Genomic DNA, 14,565 nt, shown 5'->3' with positions numbered 1-14,565 from the left:
GAGAATTGCTTCCCCCGGTCCGGTTCCGGCAGAGTCTTGCTTCCGTCAGGCCCCGCATACGGCACACCGGCACCTCCAGAGGCGCCACGCACCACACAACTCAACAACCGCCGTCCGTATGCCGCCCGCGAGCACCACGCGGCGCTCCTTCCGGGGAGTCGCCCACCGGGCCCGTGCCTTCCCGTGACCCAAGCAGTAGGGAGGCCAGTGCCAGGGGCACGATTGCGCCCGCGAGGTCACCTAAGCGGGCGATGCTGGAAGGACACCGTGTGAGCCGGATTTCGGTCCGGGGGTTCGCCGTGGCATCCGCCACCGCGGTCACCACCGTAGGCGCCGTCGTAGGCGTTGCATCGGGCAGCACCCCTGCTGCCGACGACAACAACTTCGAGGCGACCGCAGCCGACACCACGCTGCTCGCAGACATTCCCGCGGGCCAGCAGGCCCAGGTCCAGACCGCTTCGCTGACGCAGCAGGCCGACGCCCAGGCGTCCGCCGCCGACGCCGCCGCGAAGAAGTCCGCGGAAGAGACCGCCCGCGTGCAGGCCGCCAAGGACGCGAAGTCCAAGAAGCAGGCCGCCGAGGACCGGCTGGAGCGCCAGCGTCAGGCGGAGAAGGACCGCAAGGAGCGCGCAAGCCGCTCCGAGGTCCGCTCCACCTCGTTCGCCGTGCAGAGCTCGTACACCGTGGCCGAGGTGCAGGCGATGGCGCGGCAGATCGTGCCCGCCGACCAGTTCCAGTGCTTCAGCAACATCGTGAACCACGAGTCGAGCTGGAACTACCGGGCGAGCAACCCGGGCTCGGGCGCCTACGGTCTCGTGCAGGCCCTCCCCGGCTCCAAGATGGCCTCGGCCGGCGCCGACTGGATGACCAACCCGGCCACCCAGATCAAGTGGGGCCTCAGCTACATGAACGGCCGTTACGACAGCCCCTGCGGTGCCTGGTCCTTCTGGCAGGCCAACCACTGGTACTAGAACCAGGGTTCACAAGCTCAACCCCGTGAAGCCCCCCGCCGTCCTTCGGTGGGGGGCTTCACGCGTGTACGGTCGTGCGGAACGCTCCCGGGGGAGCGGTGGGGAGAGCGGACGGGGGTAGAGGAACAGCTATGTCGAAACTGCCGGGGTGGCTCGGACAACTGGGTGCTGAGCTGAGCAGGCTGAGCGAGCGTCTCGATGAGCGGCGGGCCGAGTCGGACGCCGACGACCCCCTTCTCGCGGACACGGACACGGACGCGTCGGCGCGGGCCGTTGCGGGGGCCGGGAAGGACGAGGCGGCCCACGTCGACCAGGTGCCCGCCCCGCCCACCTACGCCCCCACCGTGGCCGCGCGGCCCGATCCGGTCGCGGCGATCCCGTGGGGGATGCGGGTCGCGGCCGAGGCGGGCTGGCGGCTGCTGGTGCTGGCGGGGACCCTGTGGGTGCTGATGCGGGTCATCAGCGCCGTGCAGCTGGTCGTGCTGGCCTTCGTCGCCGCGCTGCTCGTCACCGCGCTGCTCCAGCCGACCGTGGCCCGGCTGCGGCGCCACGGGCTTCCGAGGGGCCTGGCGACGGCCGTCACCGCGATCTCCGGCTTCGTCATCATGGGCCTGGTCGGCTGGTTCGTGGTGTGGCAGGTCATGGACAACATCGACACCCTGTCCGACAAGGTGACGAAGGGGATCGACGACCTCAAGAACTGGCTCCTGGCCAGCCCGTTCCATGTGACCGACAAACAGATCAACGACATCGCCAAGAACCTCAGCGACACCGTCGGCACCAACACCGAGGCGATCACCTCCGCGGGCCTGCAAGGCGTGACCGTGGTCGTCGAGTTCATGACCGGCGCGCTGCTCGCGATGTTCTCGACGCTCTTCCTGCTCTACGACGGCGCGCGCATCTGGCAGTGGGTGCTCAAGCTGGTACCGGCGCAGGCGAGGCCCGGGGTCGCCGGGGCCGGTCCGCGCGCCTGGCGGACGCTGACCGCCTATGTGCGCGGCACGGTCATCGTGGCCCTGATCGACGCGATCTTCATCGGGCTCGGGATCTACTTCCTCAATGTGCCGATGGCGGTGCCGCTGGCCGTCTTCATCTTCCTGTTCGCCTTCATCCCGCTCGTCGGCGCGGTGGTCTCCGGGGCGCTGGCGGTGGTCGTCGCCCTGGTCACGGAGGGCGTGTTCACCGCGCTGATGGTGCTGGCCGTCGTCCTCGCCGTGCAGCAGATCGAGGGCCACGTCCTCCAGCCGTTCATCCTGGGCCGGGCGGTGCGGGTGCACCCGCTGGCCGTGGTGCTCTCGGTCGCGGCCGGCGGCATGATCGCCGGGATCGGCGGCGCGGTGGTGGCGGTGCCGCTGGTCGCGGTGACCAACACGGTGGTCGGCTACCTGCGGTCGTACGGGCAGGAGGAGTCGCGCCGCCATTCGCCGCCCCCGCACGGGTCGACCGCGCTGGACGCGGCGCCCGCCGCGGCCTCCGGGGGCCCGCCGGAGAAGGCGGACAAGGGCGGGGACGAGCCGCCGCCGGACGCCTCGTAGCGCGTACGCGAGAAGAAGGGCCCCTCGGACGGTCGGTCGTCCTCGGGGCCCTTCTCGTATTCAGGGTACGGCGCCTACTCGGCGAGCACGGCCTCGGCGTCGAGGGTCACACCCACCGCCTGGATCACCGAGGCGATCTTGACGGCTTCCTGGATGGTCTCGCGGTCCACGCCGGCCCTGCGGAGCACCTGCTCGTGCGAGTCGAGGCACTGGCCGCAGCCGTTGATCGCGGAGACGGCGAGCGACCACAGCTCGAAGTCGACCTTCTCCACGCCCGGCTTGCCGATGACGTTCATCCGCAGACCCGCGCGCAGGTTCCCGTACTCGGGGTCCGAGAGCAGGTGGCGGGTGCGGTAGAAGACGTTGTTCATCGCCATGATGGCGGCGGCCGACTTCGCGGCGGTGTACGCCTCCGCGGAGAGGTTGGCCTTCGCCTCCGGCTCCAGCTCGCGCAGCACCTTCGGCGAGCGCGAGGCGATCGCGCAGGCCAGGACGGTGCCCCAGAGCTGCTGCTGCGGGAGCTCGCTGTTGCCGATGACCGAACCGAGGTTCAGCTTCAGGTCCTTGGCGAAGTCCGGTATGGCGGACTTCAGTTCGTCGAGAGCCATGGTGGTATCAGCTCACTCGCCCGAGAGGAGCGCGACCGGGTCCAGGGTGTTCTCGCCCTTGGTCCAGTTGCAGGGGCACAGCTCGTCGGTCTGCAGGGCGTCGAGGACCCGCAGGACCTCCTTGGGGTTACGGCCCACGGAACCGGCGGTCACCATCGTGAACTGGATCTCGTTGTTCTGGTCCACGATGAAGACGGCGCGCTGCGCGAAGCCGTCCTCGCCCTCGATGCCGAGGTCACGCATGAGCTCGTGCTTCGAGTCGGCCATCATCGGGAAGGGCAGGTCGGTCAGGTCCGGGTGGTCCTTGCGCCAGGCGTGGTGCACGAACTCGGAGTCGCCGGAGAAGCCGAGGATCTGGGCGTCGCGGTCGGCGAACTCGTCGTTCAGCTTCCCGAAGGCGGCGATCTCGGTGGGGCACACGAAGGTGAAGTCCTTCGGCCACGCGAAGACGATCTTCCACTGACCCTCGTAGGTCTTGTGGTTGATCTGCTCGAACTCCTTGCCGCTCTCCAGCGACACACAGGCGGTCAGGTCGAACTCGGGGAACTTGTCACCGACAGTGAGCACGCGCTCTCCTTGCAGCGTAGGTTCTCCCCTTTTGAGGGAGTTCCTGGGGGTTGGACGATCTCCACCATGGCACAGAGTGCATTGATCGCGGAAATAGCTACACTCGGTCGTGATGATCGGAGGTACCTATCAGTGGCGCAGAGCAATCCGGGCAACCGCCTCAAACAGCCCAGCCTCTCGCAGCTGCGCGCCTTCGCCGCCGTCGCCGAGTATCTGCACTTCCGGGACGCGGCGGCCGCAATCGGGATGAGTCAGCCCGCGCTCTCCGGGGCCGTGTCCGCACTGGAGGAGGCACTGGGTGTCCAGCTCATCGAGCGTACGACGCGCAAGGTGCTGCTCTCGCCCGCCGGGGAACGGCTCGCGGTGCGGGCGCGCGTCGTGCTCGACGCCGTCGGCGAGCTGATGGAGGAGGCCGAGGCGGTCCGCGCCCCCTTCACCGGAGTGCTCAGGCTCGGCGTGATCCCGACCGTCGCCCCGTATCTGCTGCCGGCCGTGCTGCGGCTGGTCCATGAGCGCTACCCGGCCCTGGACCTCCAGGTGCACGAGGAGCAGACCTCCTCGCTGATCGAGGGGCTGGGCGCCGGACGGCTCGACCTGCTGCTGCTCGCCGTGCCCCTCGGCGTGCCCGGGGTCAGCGAGCTCCCGCTCTTCGACGAGGACTTCGTGCTCGTCATGGACCGCGGCCACCCGCTCGGCGGGCGCGCCGACATCCCCCGCGACGCGCTGCGGAAACTGCCGCTGCTGCTGCTGGACGAGGGGCACTGCCTGCGGGACCAGGCGCTCGACATCTGCCGCGAGGCCGGCCGTACGGAGGGCGCACCGGTCACCACGACCGCGGCCGGGCTCTCCACGCTGGTCCAGCTGGTGGCCGGGGGCCTCGGCGTGACACTGCTGCCGCGCACCGCGGTCACCGTCGAGACCGCCCGCAACGAGGCGCTGACCACCGGATACTTCACGGACCCGGCCCCCACCCGGCGGGTGGCGCTGGCGATGCGGACCGGGGCGGCCCGGCAGGAGGAGTTCGAGGAGCTGGCCGGGGCGCTGCGCGAGGCGATGGGGGCGCTGCCGGTACGCGTGACGGAGGGCGGCCGGAACTGAAAGCCCCGGCCGCCCTCCGCGGTGTCACTCGCTGCGCAGCCCGTCCGGGCGCATCATGCGCCACAGCGGCGGCAGGGACAGCAGCGTGACCAGCAGGATGAGTGCCCCGCCCGCTCCCGCGAGGGGCAGGAACACCAGCCAGTCGTCGACCTCCTTGCCGACCATCCAGCACAGCGCCGCGCCCAGTGAGAGGCCGCCGGCCACCGCCACCGCGAGCCCGATGACCACCGGGAGCGCGGTCTGCCAGAGCACCGACCAGGCGAGGGTGGTCCGCCGGGTGCCGAAGGCGACCAGCACCGAGAGCAGCCGCTTGCGCTCCCGCAGCTGTTCCAGCTGGGACACCAGCATGGAGGCGGCGATCAGCAGCAGCGTGACCGTGGCGCCGACCTGGAGACCGGTCTGGACGCTGGCGTACTGGCGGTCGCGTGCGACGGACGTCAGGGTGACCAGACGCATGCCGGGGTCGATGCGGGCCGCCGTGTTGCGCACGTACTCGGCGGCGTCCGGGACGCTCTCGTCGATGCGGATCTGGGAGACGGTCGTCGCGCCCGGCAGGGTGGTCGCGTCGATCGCCCCCGGGGTGACCATGATCCCCCAGCGGTCCTCACCGACCGGGTCCTTGCGGCTGACCACGGTCTTCGCGTCGGCGGGCAGCGTCCAGCGCAGCTTCCGGCCGCTCCCCGACTCGAACTCGACCTCCTTGCCCTTGCGGGCGGTCTTGTCCATCCAGCCGGTCATCTCCTTGTCGTTCCTGGGGTGCACGACGAAGGTGTCGCCGTCCTGGCAGGAATCGATGCGGGCGACCTCGCGCAGGGTGGCGCAGTCGCCGACGCTCAGCGAGGTGGTGGGCTGGATGTCGTCCTCGGCGTACTTCCCGGGCTTGCTGACGTACGCCTCGACCATGCCGATGACCTGGGTGACGCCCTTGGTGGCGCGGAACCGCTGGATGGTCTCGACCGCGGCGTTGCCGCCCACCTGCTGCGACGCGGCGTAGAACTGGGCGCGGCTGGGGTCCTGCCCGGTGGCCTTGTTGAAGTCGGCGTTCATCGAGGCGAACAGCATCTGCACGGCGACCGCGCCGGCCACCGCCACGGTGACCCCGCTGACCGCCCGGGAGGCGGTTCCGCTGCTCAGCTGGAGCCTGCGGGTGGCGAGCTGCCAGGGCACCGAGCCGCCGCGCAGCCGGTTCACGCACGCCTCGACCAACCAGGGGAGTAGCAGGGCGAGCCCGAGGAGGACCAGGATCGCGCCGATGGTGATGGCGTAAGGGTTGACGACCTCGTACTCGCCGGACTGGCCGTTGAGCGCGAGCACGCCGAGCCCCGCGAGGGGGAGCGCCAGCCGCCACCACAGGCGGCGCTTCCGGGCCCGGCCGTTGCGTACCACCCCGAGCGGCTCGATGACCACGGAGCGCATGGCAAACAGCGTGACCAGGACGGCGGTCAGCGGGACGGCGACCGCGATGAGCAGGCCCAGCCGCAGGTCGGGGGCGAGGTCCGCGGGGAAGGCGCTGACGTCCCACACCTCGATGTGGCTCACGAACTGCCGCCCCACCAGGAAGAGGGCGAGGCCGATGAGCACGCCGAGCACGGAGCCGAACAGGGCCTCGCCCGCCGCGATCCGCCGGGTCGACCTGATGTCCGTGCCGACCAGGCGCAGCGCGGCGAGCCGGCGGTCGCGGCGGTCGCCGCCGAAGCGGACGGCGGTGGCGATGAAGATGGCGACGGGCGCGAGCAGCACCACGCAGCCCATGATCACGAGTACGACGAGCAGCGGGGCGAGCGGCGGGGTGGGCTCGGGGTCGCCGTATCCGGTGACGCGGTGGCCGCCCGAGGCCGGGGTCAGGGTGTCGCTGCCGGCGTAGAACCACAGTTCGTTGGGTGAACGCAGTCCCTCATCCGCGATGGTGCCGGTGATCTTGTACGGGTAACGCTCCTTGAGCAGGGCGTTGTCCGGGTCGTCCAGCAGCTTCTTCAGGGCGGGGGAGACGACCATCTCACCGGCCGCGGGCAGGGCGTCGATGCCCGGCGGGAGCACCGGGTGGGCGCCCTCCGCCCGCATCAGATAGCCGGTGATGCTGCGGTCGTGATACTCGGTGTCCGCCCCGATCCGCAGGACCGAGGTGTCGGACTTCTCGCCCTGCGCGTCCGGGTTCTCGGAGATCCTGGTCTCGCTGCGGGCCGTGTCGCGGTCGTTGCGCGCGTCGAGCGCGTGCGGCACGGAGGCGGCGAGGAACAGCAGCGTGACGCCGAGGCCGACGCCGACGGCGGTGAGCATCGTGCGCATCCAGCCCTCACGGCCGCCGGCGGCGGCGAACCGGACGCCGAGGGCGAGGTCGCGCAGCCAGGGGGCGGTGCGGGAGGGGCGGGCCGGCGGCGGCGCGGGCGCGGGCGCCGGGGTCCGCTTCTCGTCCAGGAGCGTCATACGGCGTGCTCCAGGTCGCGGGCCCGGCCGTCGCGCACGGTGACGTCGCGGTCGGAGTAGGCGGCCACACGGGCCTCGTGGGTCACCAGGACCACCGCGACGTTGGCGGAGCGGGCGGCGTCGGTGAGCAGCTGCATGACCCGCTCGCCGTTGAGCGAGTCCAGCGCGCCGGTCGGCTCGTCCGCGAAGATCACCTTCGGGGACGCGGCGAGCGCGCGGGCCACGGCGACGCGCTGGCCCTGGCCGCCGGACACCTCGCCGGGGCGCTTGGCGCCGATGTCCTCGACCTCCAGGCGCTCCATCCAGGAGCGGGCGGCGCGCTCGGCGTCCTTGCGGCGGGTGCCGTTGAGGCGGAGCGGCAGGGCGACGTTCTCCACGCAGGTGAGCTCGGGCACGAGCTGGCCGAACTGGAAGACGAACCCGAAGTCGCTGCGGCGCAGGGCGCTGCGCTCCGCGTCGGACATCGCGGACAGCTCGCGGCCGTCGTAGGTGATGGTGCCGGAGTCCGGGGTGATGATTCCGGCGAGGCAGTGCAGCAGCGTGGACTTGCCGGAGCCGGACGGGCCCATCACGGCGACGACCTCGCCGGGGTGGACGGAGAACGAGGCGCCGTCGAGCGCGGGGGTCGACCCGTAGGTCTTGTGCAGGTCGTGCGCGGAGAGGAGGGAGCCGGCGGGGGTCACGGGGCCACCACTTTCTGGAGCTGGCCGAGGCGGGCGGCGGTCAGTTCCAGCCAGCGCAGATCGGCTTCGAGGTGGAACAGGGCGTGGTCGCAGATCAGCTGGTCGGCGAGGTCGCCGCGGCGCTTGCGGTCGGTGAGGATGCGCATCAGGCGCAGGTGCTCGGAGCGCTGGGCGTCCAGCACGTCGCCCGCGTTGCGGCCGGTGAGCATGGCCAGGACGACCTTGGTGTACAGGGTCGACTGGAGGTACGGCTCCGGCTTCTCGGGCTGGGCGAGCCAGGCGGCGACATCGGTGATGCCGGCGTCCGTGATCGCGTACCGCTTGCGCTCGGGGCCGCCCCCGCTCTCCACGCCGTCGACCTCGACGAGGCCGTTCTTCAGCAGCCGGGACATGGTCGAGTAGACCTGCCCGTAGTGCAGGGGGCGGTCGTGCCCGAACTTCTCGTCGAACGTCCGCTTGAGGTCGTAACCGTGGCGTGGGCCGGACTCCAGGAGTCCGAGCAGGGTGTGGCCGATAGACATGCCCGGCACTCTACATGGTGTGTATACCTGCCGTGTATACGCAGGGGGTACACCCGAACGGCGCACGTGAGAGGCCCGTCCCTCGCGGAACGGGCCCCGGCCGTCTCACTCCTCGCCCGGCGACTCCGGCGCGGCCTTCGGCGGGCGTCCCCGGCGGGGGATGGGCGCGGCCCCGCCCGGCAGCCGGCCCGCCTCGGCGAGCGCCCGCCGCAGCAGGAACTCGATCTGCGCGTTCGCGCTGCGCAGTTCGTCCGACGCCCAGCGGGCCAGCGCGTCGTGCACGGCGGGGTCCAGCCGCAGCAGCATCTGCTTGCGCTGCCGCGGCCGGGCGCGGGGCGCTTCCCCCGGGCTCTCCTCGGTCACTGGTAGAGCGTGCCCGTGTTGAGGACCGGCTGGGCCGCGCGGTCACCGCACAGGACCACCATCAGATTGCTCACCATGGACGCCTTCCGCTCCGAGTCGAGCTCCACGATGTCCTGCTCGGCGATCCGGGTGAGCGCCATCTCGACCATGCCGACCGCGCCCTCGACGATCTGCTGCCGGGCCGCGACGACCGCGCCGGCCTGCTGGCGCTGGAGCATCGCGGAGGCGATCTCGGGGGCGTACGCGAGGTGGCTGAAGCGCGACTCGATGATCCGCACGCCCGCCGCCTGCACCCGGGCGGTCAGCTCGGCGGCCAGCTTCTCGGTGATCTCCTCGGCGTTGCCCCGCAGGGAGAGGCCGCCCTCCTCGTGGGCGTCGTACGGGTACTCCAGGGCGATGTGCCGGACGGCGGACTCGGTCTGGGTGGCCACGAACTCCAGGAAGTCGTCCACCTCGAAGAGCGCCTGGGCGGTGTCCTCGACCTTCCACACGACGATCGCGGCGAGCTCGATCGGGTTGCCGTAGGCGTCGTTGACCTTCAGGACGGCGGTCTCGTGGTTGCGGACGCGGGTGGAGATCTTCCGGCTGGAGGTCAGCGGGTTGACCCAGCGCAGTCCGTCGGTCCGGATGGTGCCCACGTACCGGCCGAACAGCTGGATCACCCGAGCCTCGCCCGGTGCGACCATCTTCACACCGCCCATGCAGAAGAACGAGGCGATGGCGAGCAGGACGCCCAGGATGCAGACCGGGATGCCCACGGCGTTGTTCCCGCCGCTGCCGATGACGCCCCCGACGATGGCGAGCGCGATGCCGGCGATCACGCCGAGCACGGTCAGCAGCAGCCCGAGGCCGCCGGCGATGCTGTGCGCCTTCACCTCCCGGACCTGCGGTTCCGGCATCTCCGGCGCGTCCGGGGCAAGTCCGGCGGACGGCTGGGCGGTGGTGTCGAGGTCGTGCGGATCGGTCATGGTGGCCCCCGTGATGGTCAGCTAGCCGGTCGCTAGCAATGTGATTACACATTAACGGTTCTCGCAACCTTGCGCACCCCTCAGGAGTCGGTTCCATCGGGGGCGGGTGCTGATTGTCACGTCCGTAAAACCTCGGAACGTCGGCTTTTCGGCCTTGCCAACGGTGTTAGCTGGCAGGTCCGGGCTGATTCGGCAGAGCAGAGCAGAGAAACGGGAGCGACCAAGCGATGGGTCGAGCGGAAGCGCGACGAGCCCAGCGGCGGGCTGCGAAGAGCGGCGGCATACGCAGGCTCTTCACCTGGCGCAAACTACTGGGCACCGCCCTCGGGGTGATCCTGCTGGGCATGGGCGCCTTCGCCGTGCTCTACATGGTTGTGGACGTGCCCGAGGGCAACCCCGAGATGGAGTTGCAGGCGAACGTCTACAAGTACGCCGACGGCAGCCTGCTGGCCAGGACCGGCGAGGTCAACCGCGAGGTCGTGAGCCTCGCGGAGGTGCCCAAGGAGGTGCAGGACACCTTCGTCGCCGCCGAGAACAAGTCCTTCTACGAGGACCACGGCGTCGACTTCAAGGGCACCGCGCGCGGCCTGCTCAACACTCTGTCCGGCAAGGGCAAGCAGGGTGGCTCGACCATCACGCAGCAGTACGTCAAGAACTACTACCTGGACCAGGACCAGACGGTCACCCGGAAGCTCAAAGAGCTGGTCATCTCGCTGAAGCTGGACCAGAAGAAGACCAAGAAGGAAATCCTCGCCGGCTACATCAACACCAGCTACTTCGGCCGCGGCGCCTGGGGCATCCAGGCCGCCGCGCAGGCGTACTACGGCGTGGACGCCAAGGACCTGAACGTCTCCCAGGGCGCCTACCTCGCCGCGCTGCTCCAGGCACCGAGCCAGTACGACTGGGCCGTCGCCGGTCCGAACGGCAAGCGGCTCGTCAAGGCGCGCTGGGCCTACACCCTGGACAACATGGTCGAGGAGGGCTGGCTCGACGCCGGAAAGCGGCAGGGCCTGAAGTTCCCCGTGCCGCACGACCCCAAGCCGCTCAACGGGACGGCCGGCCAGAAGGGCTACATCGTCGAGGCGGCCCGCAAGGCCGTGCTCGAACAGACGGGCCTCACCGAGAACCAGTTCGACCGCGGCGGCTGGACGATCACCGTCAACATCGACAAGAAGAAGCAGCAGCAGCTGGAGAAGTCGGTCGAGGCCAAGCTGCTCGACAAGCTGGACACCAAGAAGCGCAAGCTCGACCAGGACGTCCAGGCGGGCGCGGTCTCGGTCGACCCGAAGACCGGCGCGGTGGTCGCGCTGTACGGCGGGCGCGGCCAGAACGTCCACTGGACGTCGAACGCCACCCGCTCGGACTTCCAGCCCGCGTCCACCTTCAAGCCGGTCATCCTCGCCGCCGCCCTCGACGAGGAGTCGAAGACGCAGGACGGCGAGCGGATCACGGCGAACACCCGCTACGACGGCACCAGCAAGCGCCCGGTCGTCGGCAGCGACATCCCGTTCAACCCGGAGAACGAGGACGACCAGAACTACGGGCAGATCACCGTCCAGGACGCGATGAACAAGTCCGTCAACTCCGTCTTCGCGCAGATGGGCGTGGACGTCGGGATGGACGAGGTGATGAAGACCGCCGGCAAGCTCGGCATGGACGTGGAAGGGCTGAAGGCCACGCCCGCGATGACCCTCGGCTCCATGGGCGCGAGCCCGATGGAGATGGCCGGGGTCTACGCCACCTTCGACAACCACGGCAAGGAGGTCACCCCGCAGCTCGTGAAGTCGGCCGTGCACCAGGGCGACGCCCCGCTCGACCTGCCCGACGCCATCGGCGACCAGGTGATCTCGCGCCAGGCCGCGGACTCCGTGACCTCGGTGCTCACGGGCGTGGTGGATGACGGAACGGCCCGCGGGGTCCGCAACGCCGAAGGGCTGGCCAAGAGGGAGATCGCCGGCAAGACCGGTACCTCCGACGACAACAAGTCGGCCTGGTTCACCGGCTACACCCCCGACCTGGTCACCTCGGTCGGCCTGTTCGGCGAGGCCGCCTTCGACCGCACCGGCGACGACGGCAAGAAGATCCACAAGACCGCGCAGGTGACCCTCCAGGGCGCCGGCGGCGGCGGACGCGTCAACGGCGGTGGCTTCCCGGCCGAGATCTGGGCCGACTACATGGGGCACTCCGTCGGCAAGGCCCGCAAGTTCGACCTCGACACCGACATGGGCGCCGCGGTCAGCCCGCCGCCCGTGTCCCACTCGCCGAGCCCGAGCACCTCGCCCTCCGACGACCCCTCGCCCTCCCACTCGCCGTCCACGTCGCCCTCGTCCGAGTCGCCGCCGGCCAGCGAGTCCCCGCAGAGCTCCCCGCCCGCCTCGCCCTCGGGCGGCGCGTCGAGCGAACCGCCGCCCAGCCCCTCGAACCGGCCGGACCCGGACCCCTCGTCCTCCGTGGAGCTCCCGGACCTCTCGGGGAACAAGCGGCCGGACAACAGCGACGACAACGACGACAGGTGACCGGCTGACCGGCCGCCGCCGGCCACGGCAACGGGCGGTGTACGAGGAGGAGCCTCGTACACCGCCCGTTCGCGTCTCCCGGGGCCGGGGCGCTACCCGCGCACCGGCATCTCGAACCACACCACCTTGCCCGTCGACAGCCGTGTCGCGCCCCAGCGCCGGGCCAGCCGGTTGACCAGGAACAGGCCGCGCCCGTTCTCGTCCATGTCCTTGGCGCGGCGCTGCCGGGGCAGCTGCGGGGAGTCGTCGCCGACCTCGCAGCGCAGCGTCTCGGTGCGCAGCAGCCGCAGGGTGACCGGGCGCTCCGCGTACCGCACGGCGTTGGTCACCACCTCGCTGATCAGCAGCTCCACCGAGTCCGACAGGTCGTCCAGGCCCCACCGGCCGAGCGCCCTGCGGGCCAGCCTGCGGGCCCGGCCGGGGGCGGACTCGTCCGGGTCCAGGAACCAGTAGGCGACGTCGCTCGGCGCGATCCCGTCGAAGCGGGCGGCGAGCAGCGCGATGTCGTCGTCGCGGTCACCGGGCCCCAGCATGTCCAGCACGTCGTCGCACAGGGCCTCCAGCGGCGGCGAGTGGTCCGGGCCGGTCAGCCGGGCGGTCGCGGCGAGCCGTTCCCGCAGCAGCTCGATCCCCGTCCACACGTCCCGCAGCCGCGACTCGACCAGCCCGTCGGTGTACAGCAGGAGCGTCGCACCGGCCGGTGCGTCCAGCTCGACGGCCTCGAAGTCCACTCCGCCGACGCCGATCGGGGCGCCCGGCGGCACCCGCAGGACCTCGGCGCGGCCGCCCAGGTGGAGCAGCACGGGCGGCGGGTGGCCCGCGTTGGCGACGGTGATGCGGTGCGCGACGGGGTCGTACACCGCGTACAGGCAGGTGGCCATGCGGTCGCTGCCGAGGCGCTGGGCCTGCTCGTCCAGATGGTGCAGGACCTCCTGCGGGGGCAGGTCGAGCCCGGCCAGGGTCTGCGCGGTGGTCCGGAGCTGGCCCATGATCGCGGCGGAGGTCATGGAGTGGCCCATGACGTCCCCGACGACCAGGGCGACCCGGCTGCCGGGCAGCGGGATCGCGTCGTACCAGTCGCCGCCGACCCGGGCCGTCTCGGCGGCGGGGAGGTAGCGCGAGGCGAGTTTCACGCCGGTCGGCTGGGGAAGCGAGTCGGGCAGCATGGTGCGCTGGAGCTCGTCCGCGATGTACGCCTCGCGCCCGTAGAGCACGGCCTTGTCGATGCCGAGGGCGGTGTGCGTGGCCAGCTGGGCGGCGACCAGGAGGTCGTTGGCCTCGAAGGCCGGGCGCTCGGCGCCGCGCAGGAAGACCGCCGCCCCGATCACCCGCCGCCGGCCGCGCAGCGGGGCCAGGATCACCCGGTGGCCCGACGGGACCGTTCGGTCGGCGCCCAGTAGTTCGGGCAGCGCGACGCGGGCCGCCGCGGAGTCGCCGAAGACCGGCCGCACCCCGCGCAGCACCTCGGCGAGCGCGCTCCCGGGCCGCACCTCGCACAGCTCGGCGGCGGGCATCAGGTCGGCCTGCGGGTCGACGGCGGGCAGCCGCAGCCGCTCCGTCTCCGACAGGCTCTCGGTCTCCTCGTCGGTCAGCCGCAGCCGGTCCGAGCGGCGCAGCCGCAGCACGAACGGGCTGACCGGCCGCTCGTCGCCGACGGGCAGCGGGTCGCGGAGGTAGACGAGTATGGCGTCGGAGAACGTCGGCACGCTGGCCCGGCACAGCCCGAGCACGATCTCGTCCAGGTCGATGCCCCGGGCGATCCGCCGGGTCGCGGCCCCCACGAAGCGCAGCCGGTCGCCCTCGCGCCGCGTCGCCGCCTGTGGGTCGGGGGCCGCGGCCGCGGGGCCCTTGGCGGGGGCCGGGATCGCCGTGGCGGCAGCGGCGGCCGCCACGGCGGCGTCCCGCTGCCGCGGCCGGGTGCGTTCCTGCGGCCGGGCGGCCAGAGGCTGCCGGCCTTCGTGGGAGGTGGGGTGCTCCGTCACGCGTGGGATTCCGTCCGTCCGGGCCGGTTGTATGAGGCAATCACCTTGTGGGGCGCTACTGTGCCCCGGCAGGAGCGGCAATAACAACGGCTGACATCGCCTTCCCCGTCGTACGGGGCCGAAACGCGATGTCCGATCAGGATGCCGGTGACAACGTTTCCGCGGGGGCGGCAGCGGTCAGCGGACACGTCTCCACCCCCTCGTAGTGGCTCAAGCGATGCGGGCAACTCGTGCGACTCGTGACGCCGATGCGGCCCATGAGGGCGCGGTCCACGCGACGAGCCGATGACTTGCGGTCAGGTTCTGCACCCCGCCTGCCGGTTGGGGCC

Annotated in this window: 12 protein-coding genes; 4 read left to right on the top strand and 8 right to left on the bottom strand. The window is 71.3% G+C overall.

Features of this window, described 5'->3' with window-relative positions; all coding sequences use genetic code 11:
• Positions 1-269: 269 nt before the first annotated feature.
• Positions 270-971, top strand: coding sequence for a transglycosylase SLT domain-containing protein (locus tag ACFUJY_RS08105; protein ID WP_383296170.1), 702 nt, complete (start codon positions 270-272; stop codon positions 969-971).
• A gap of 131 nt (positions 972-1,102) precedes the next feature.
• Positions 1,103-2,506 (top strand): AI-2E family transporter, encoded by a 1,404-nt coding sequence (locus tag ACFUJY_RS08100; RefSeq protein WP_383296167.1) that lies wholly within the window; start codon positions 1,103-1,105, stop codon positions 2,504-2,506.
• A gap of 74 nt (positions 2,507-2,580) precedes the next feature.
• Here the strand turns inward: ACFUJY_RS08100 and ACFUJY_RS08095 are convergent, their stop codons facing one another.
• Positions 2,581-3,114: an alkyl hydroperoxide reductase gene (locus ACFUJY_RS08095; RefSeq protein ID WP_383296165.1), complete on the bottom strand. Its 534-nt coding sequence runs from the start codon at positions 3,112-3,114 to the stop codon at positions 2,581-2,583.
• Between the two features lie 12 nt (positions 3,115-3,126).
• Complete coding sequence (locus ACFUJY_RS08090) at positions 3,127-3,681, bottom strand: peroxiredoxin (protein WP_037688641.1); 555 nt, start codon at positions 3,679-3,681, stop codon at positions 3,127-3,129.
• Positions 3,682-3,813: 132 nt separating this feature from the next.
• Between ACFUJY_RS08090 and ACFUJY_RS08085 the strand changes: the two genes are divergently transcribed.
• Positions 3,814-4,779: a hydrogen peroxide-inducible genes activator gene (locus tag ACFUJY_RS08085; RefSeq protein ID WP_383296161.1), complete on the top strand. Its 966-nt coding sequence runs from the start codon at positions 3,814-3,816 to the stop codon at positions 4,777-4,779.
• 24 nt (positions 4,780-4,803) lie between these two features.
• Here the strand turns inward: ACFUJY_RS08085 and ACFUJY_RS08080 are convergent, their stop codons facing one another.
• The 5 genes from ACFUJY_RS08080 to ACFUJY_RS08060 all read right to left on the bottom strand — a co-directional run bounded on the left by ACFUJY_RS08080 (position 4,804) and on the right by ACFUJY_RS08060 (position 9,738).
• Complete coding sequence (locus ACFUJY_RS08080; RefSeq protein ID WP_383296158.1) at positions 4,804-7,203, bottom strand: ABC transporter permease; 2,400 nt, start codon at positions 7,201-7,203, stop codon at positions 4,804-4,806.
• Positions 7,200-7,886, bottom strand: a complete 687-nt coding sequence (locus ACFUJY_RS08075) for an ABC transporter ATP-binding protein (RefSeq protein WP_383296155.1) — start codon at positions 7,884-7,886, stop codon at positions 7,200-7,202. The genes ACFUJY_RS08080 and ACFUJY_RS08075 overlap by 4 nt, the downstream gene beginning before the upstream one ends.
• Entirely contained in the window at positions 7,883-8,407 is a 525-nt protein-coding gene (locus ACFUJY_RS08070; protein WP_383296152.1) for a PadR family transcriptional regulator, read from the bottom strand. Before ACFUJY_RS08070 ends, ACFUJY_RS08075 begins: the two co-directional genes overlap by 4 nt.
• 105 nt (positions 8,408-8,512) lie before the next feature.
• Complete coding sequence (locus ACFUJY_RS08065) at positions 8,513-8,770, bottom strand: hypothetical protein (RefSeq protein ID WP_383296149.1); 258 nt, start codon at positions 8,768-8,770, stop codon at positions 8,513-8,515.
• Positions 8,767-9,738: an SPFH domain-containing protein gene (locus ACFUJY_RS08060; RefSeq protein WP_383296146.1), complete on the bottom strand. Its 972-nt coding sequence runs from the start codon at positions 9,736-9,738 to the stop codon at positions 8,767-8,769. Before ACFUJY_RS08060 ends, ACFUJY_RS08065 begins: the two co-directional genes overlap by 4 nt.
• 227 nt (positions 9,739-9,965) lie before the next feature.
• Here ACFUJY_RS08060 and ACFUJY_RS08055 point away from each other — a divergent pair, with 227 nt between their 5' ends.
• Entirely contained in the window at positions 9,966-12,254 is a 2,289-nt protein-coding gene (locus tag ACFUJY_RS08055; protein ID WP_383296143.1) for a transglycosylase domain-containing protein, read from the top strand.
• 92 nt (positions 12,255-12,346) lie between these two features.
• Here ACFUJY_RS08055 and ACFUJY_RS08050 read toward each other — a convergent pair whose 3' ends face one another.
• Entirely contained in the window at positions 12,347-14,236 is a 1,890-nt protein-coding gene (locus ACFUJY_RS08050; RefSeq protein ID WP_383296140.1) for a SpoIIE family protein phosphatase, read from the bottom strand.
• Positions 14,237-14,565: the final 329 nt, after the last annotated feature.

This window comes from Streptomyces sp. NPDC057249, from assembly GCF_042669245.1.
Classification (GTDB): domain Bacteria; phylum Actinomycetota; class Actinomycetes; order Streptomycetales; family Streptomycetaceae; genus Streptomyces.
The sequence above is the reverse complement of the archived record's forward strand: the minus strand, read 5'-3'. Positions and strand labels throughout refer to the sequence as shown.

Excerpts from the sequence above, each read along its gene's own strand:
- ACFUJY_RS08060 (WP_383296146.1), bottom strand. The coding sequence starts at position 9,738 with ATGACCGATCCGCACGACCTCGACACCACCGCCCAGCCGTCCGCCGGA.
- ACFUJY_RS08055 (WP_383296143.1), top strand. The coding sequence starts at position 9,966 with ATGGGTCGAGCGGAAGCGCGACGAGCCCAGCGGCGGGCTGCGAAGAGC.
- ACFUJY_RS08080 (WP_383296158.1), bottom strand. The coding sequence starts at position 7,203 with ATGACGCTCCTGGACGAGAAGCGGACCCCGGCGCCCGCGCCCGCGCCG.
- ACFUJY_RS08095 (WP_383296165.1), bottom strand. The coding sequence starts at position 3,114 with ATGGCTCTCGACGAACTGAAGTCCGCCATACCGGACTTCGCCAAGGAC.
- ACFUJY_RS08100 (WP_383296167.1), top strand. The coding sequence starts at position 1,103 with ATGTCGAAACTGCCGGGGTGGCTCGGACAACTGGGTGCTGAGCTGAGC.
- ACFUJY_RS08070 (WP_383296152.1), bottom strand. The coding sequence starts at position 8,407 with ATGTCTATCGGCCACACCCTGCTCGGACTCCTGGAGTCCGGCCCACGC.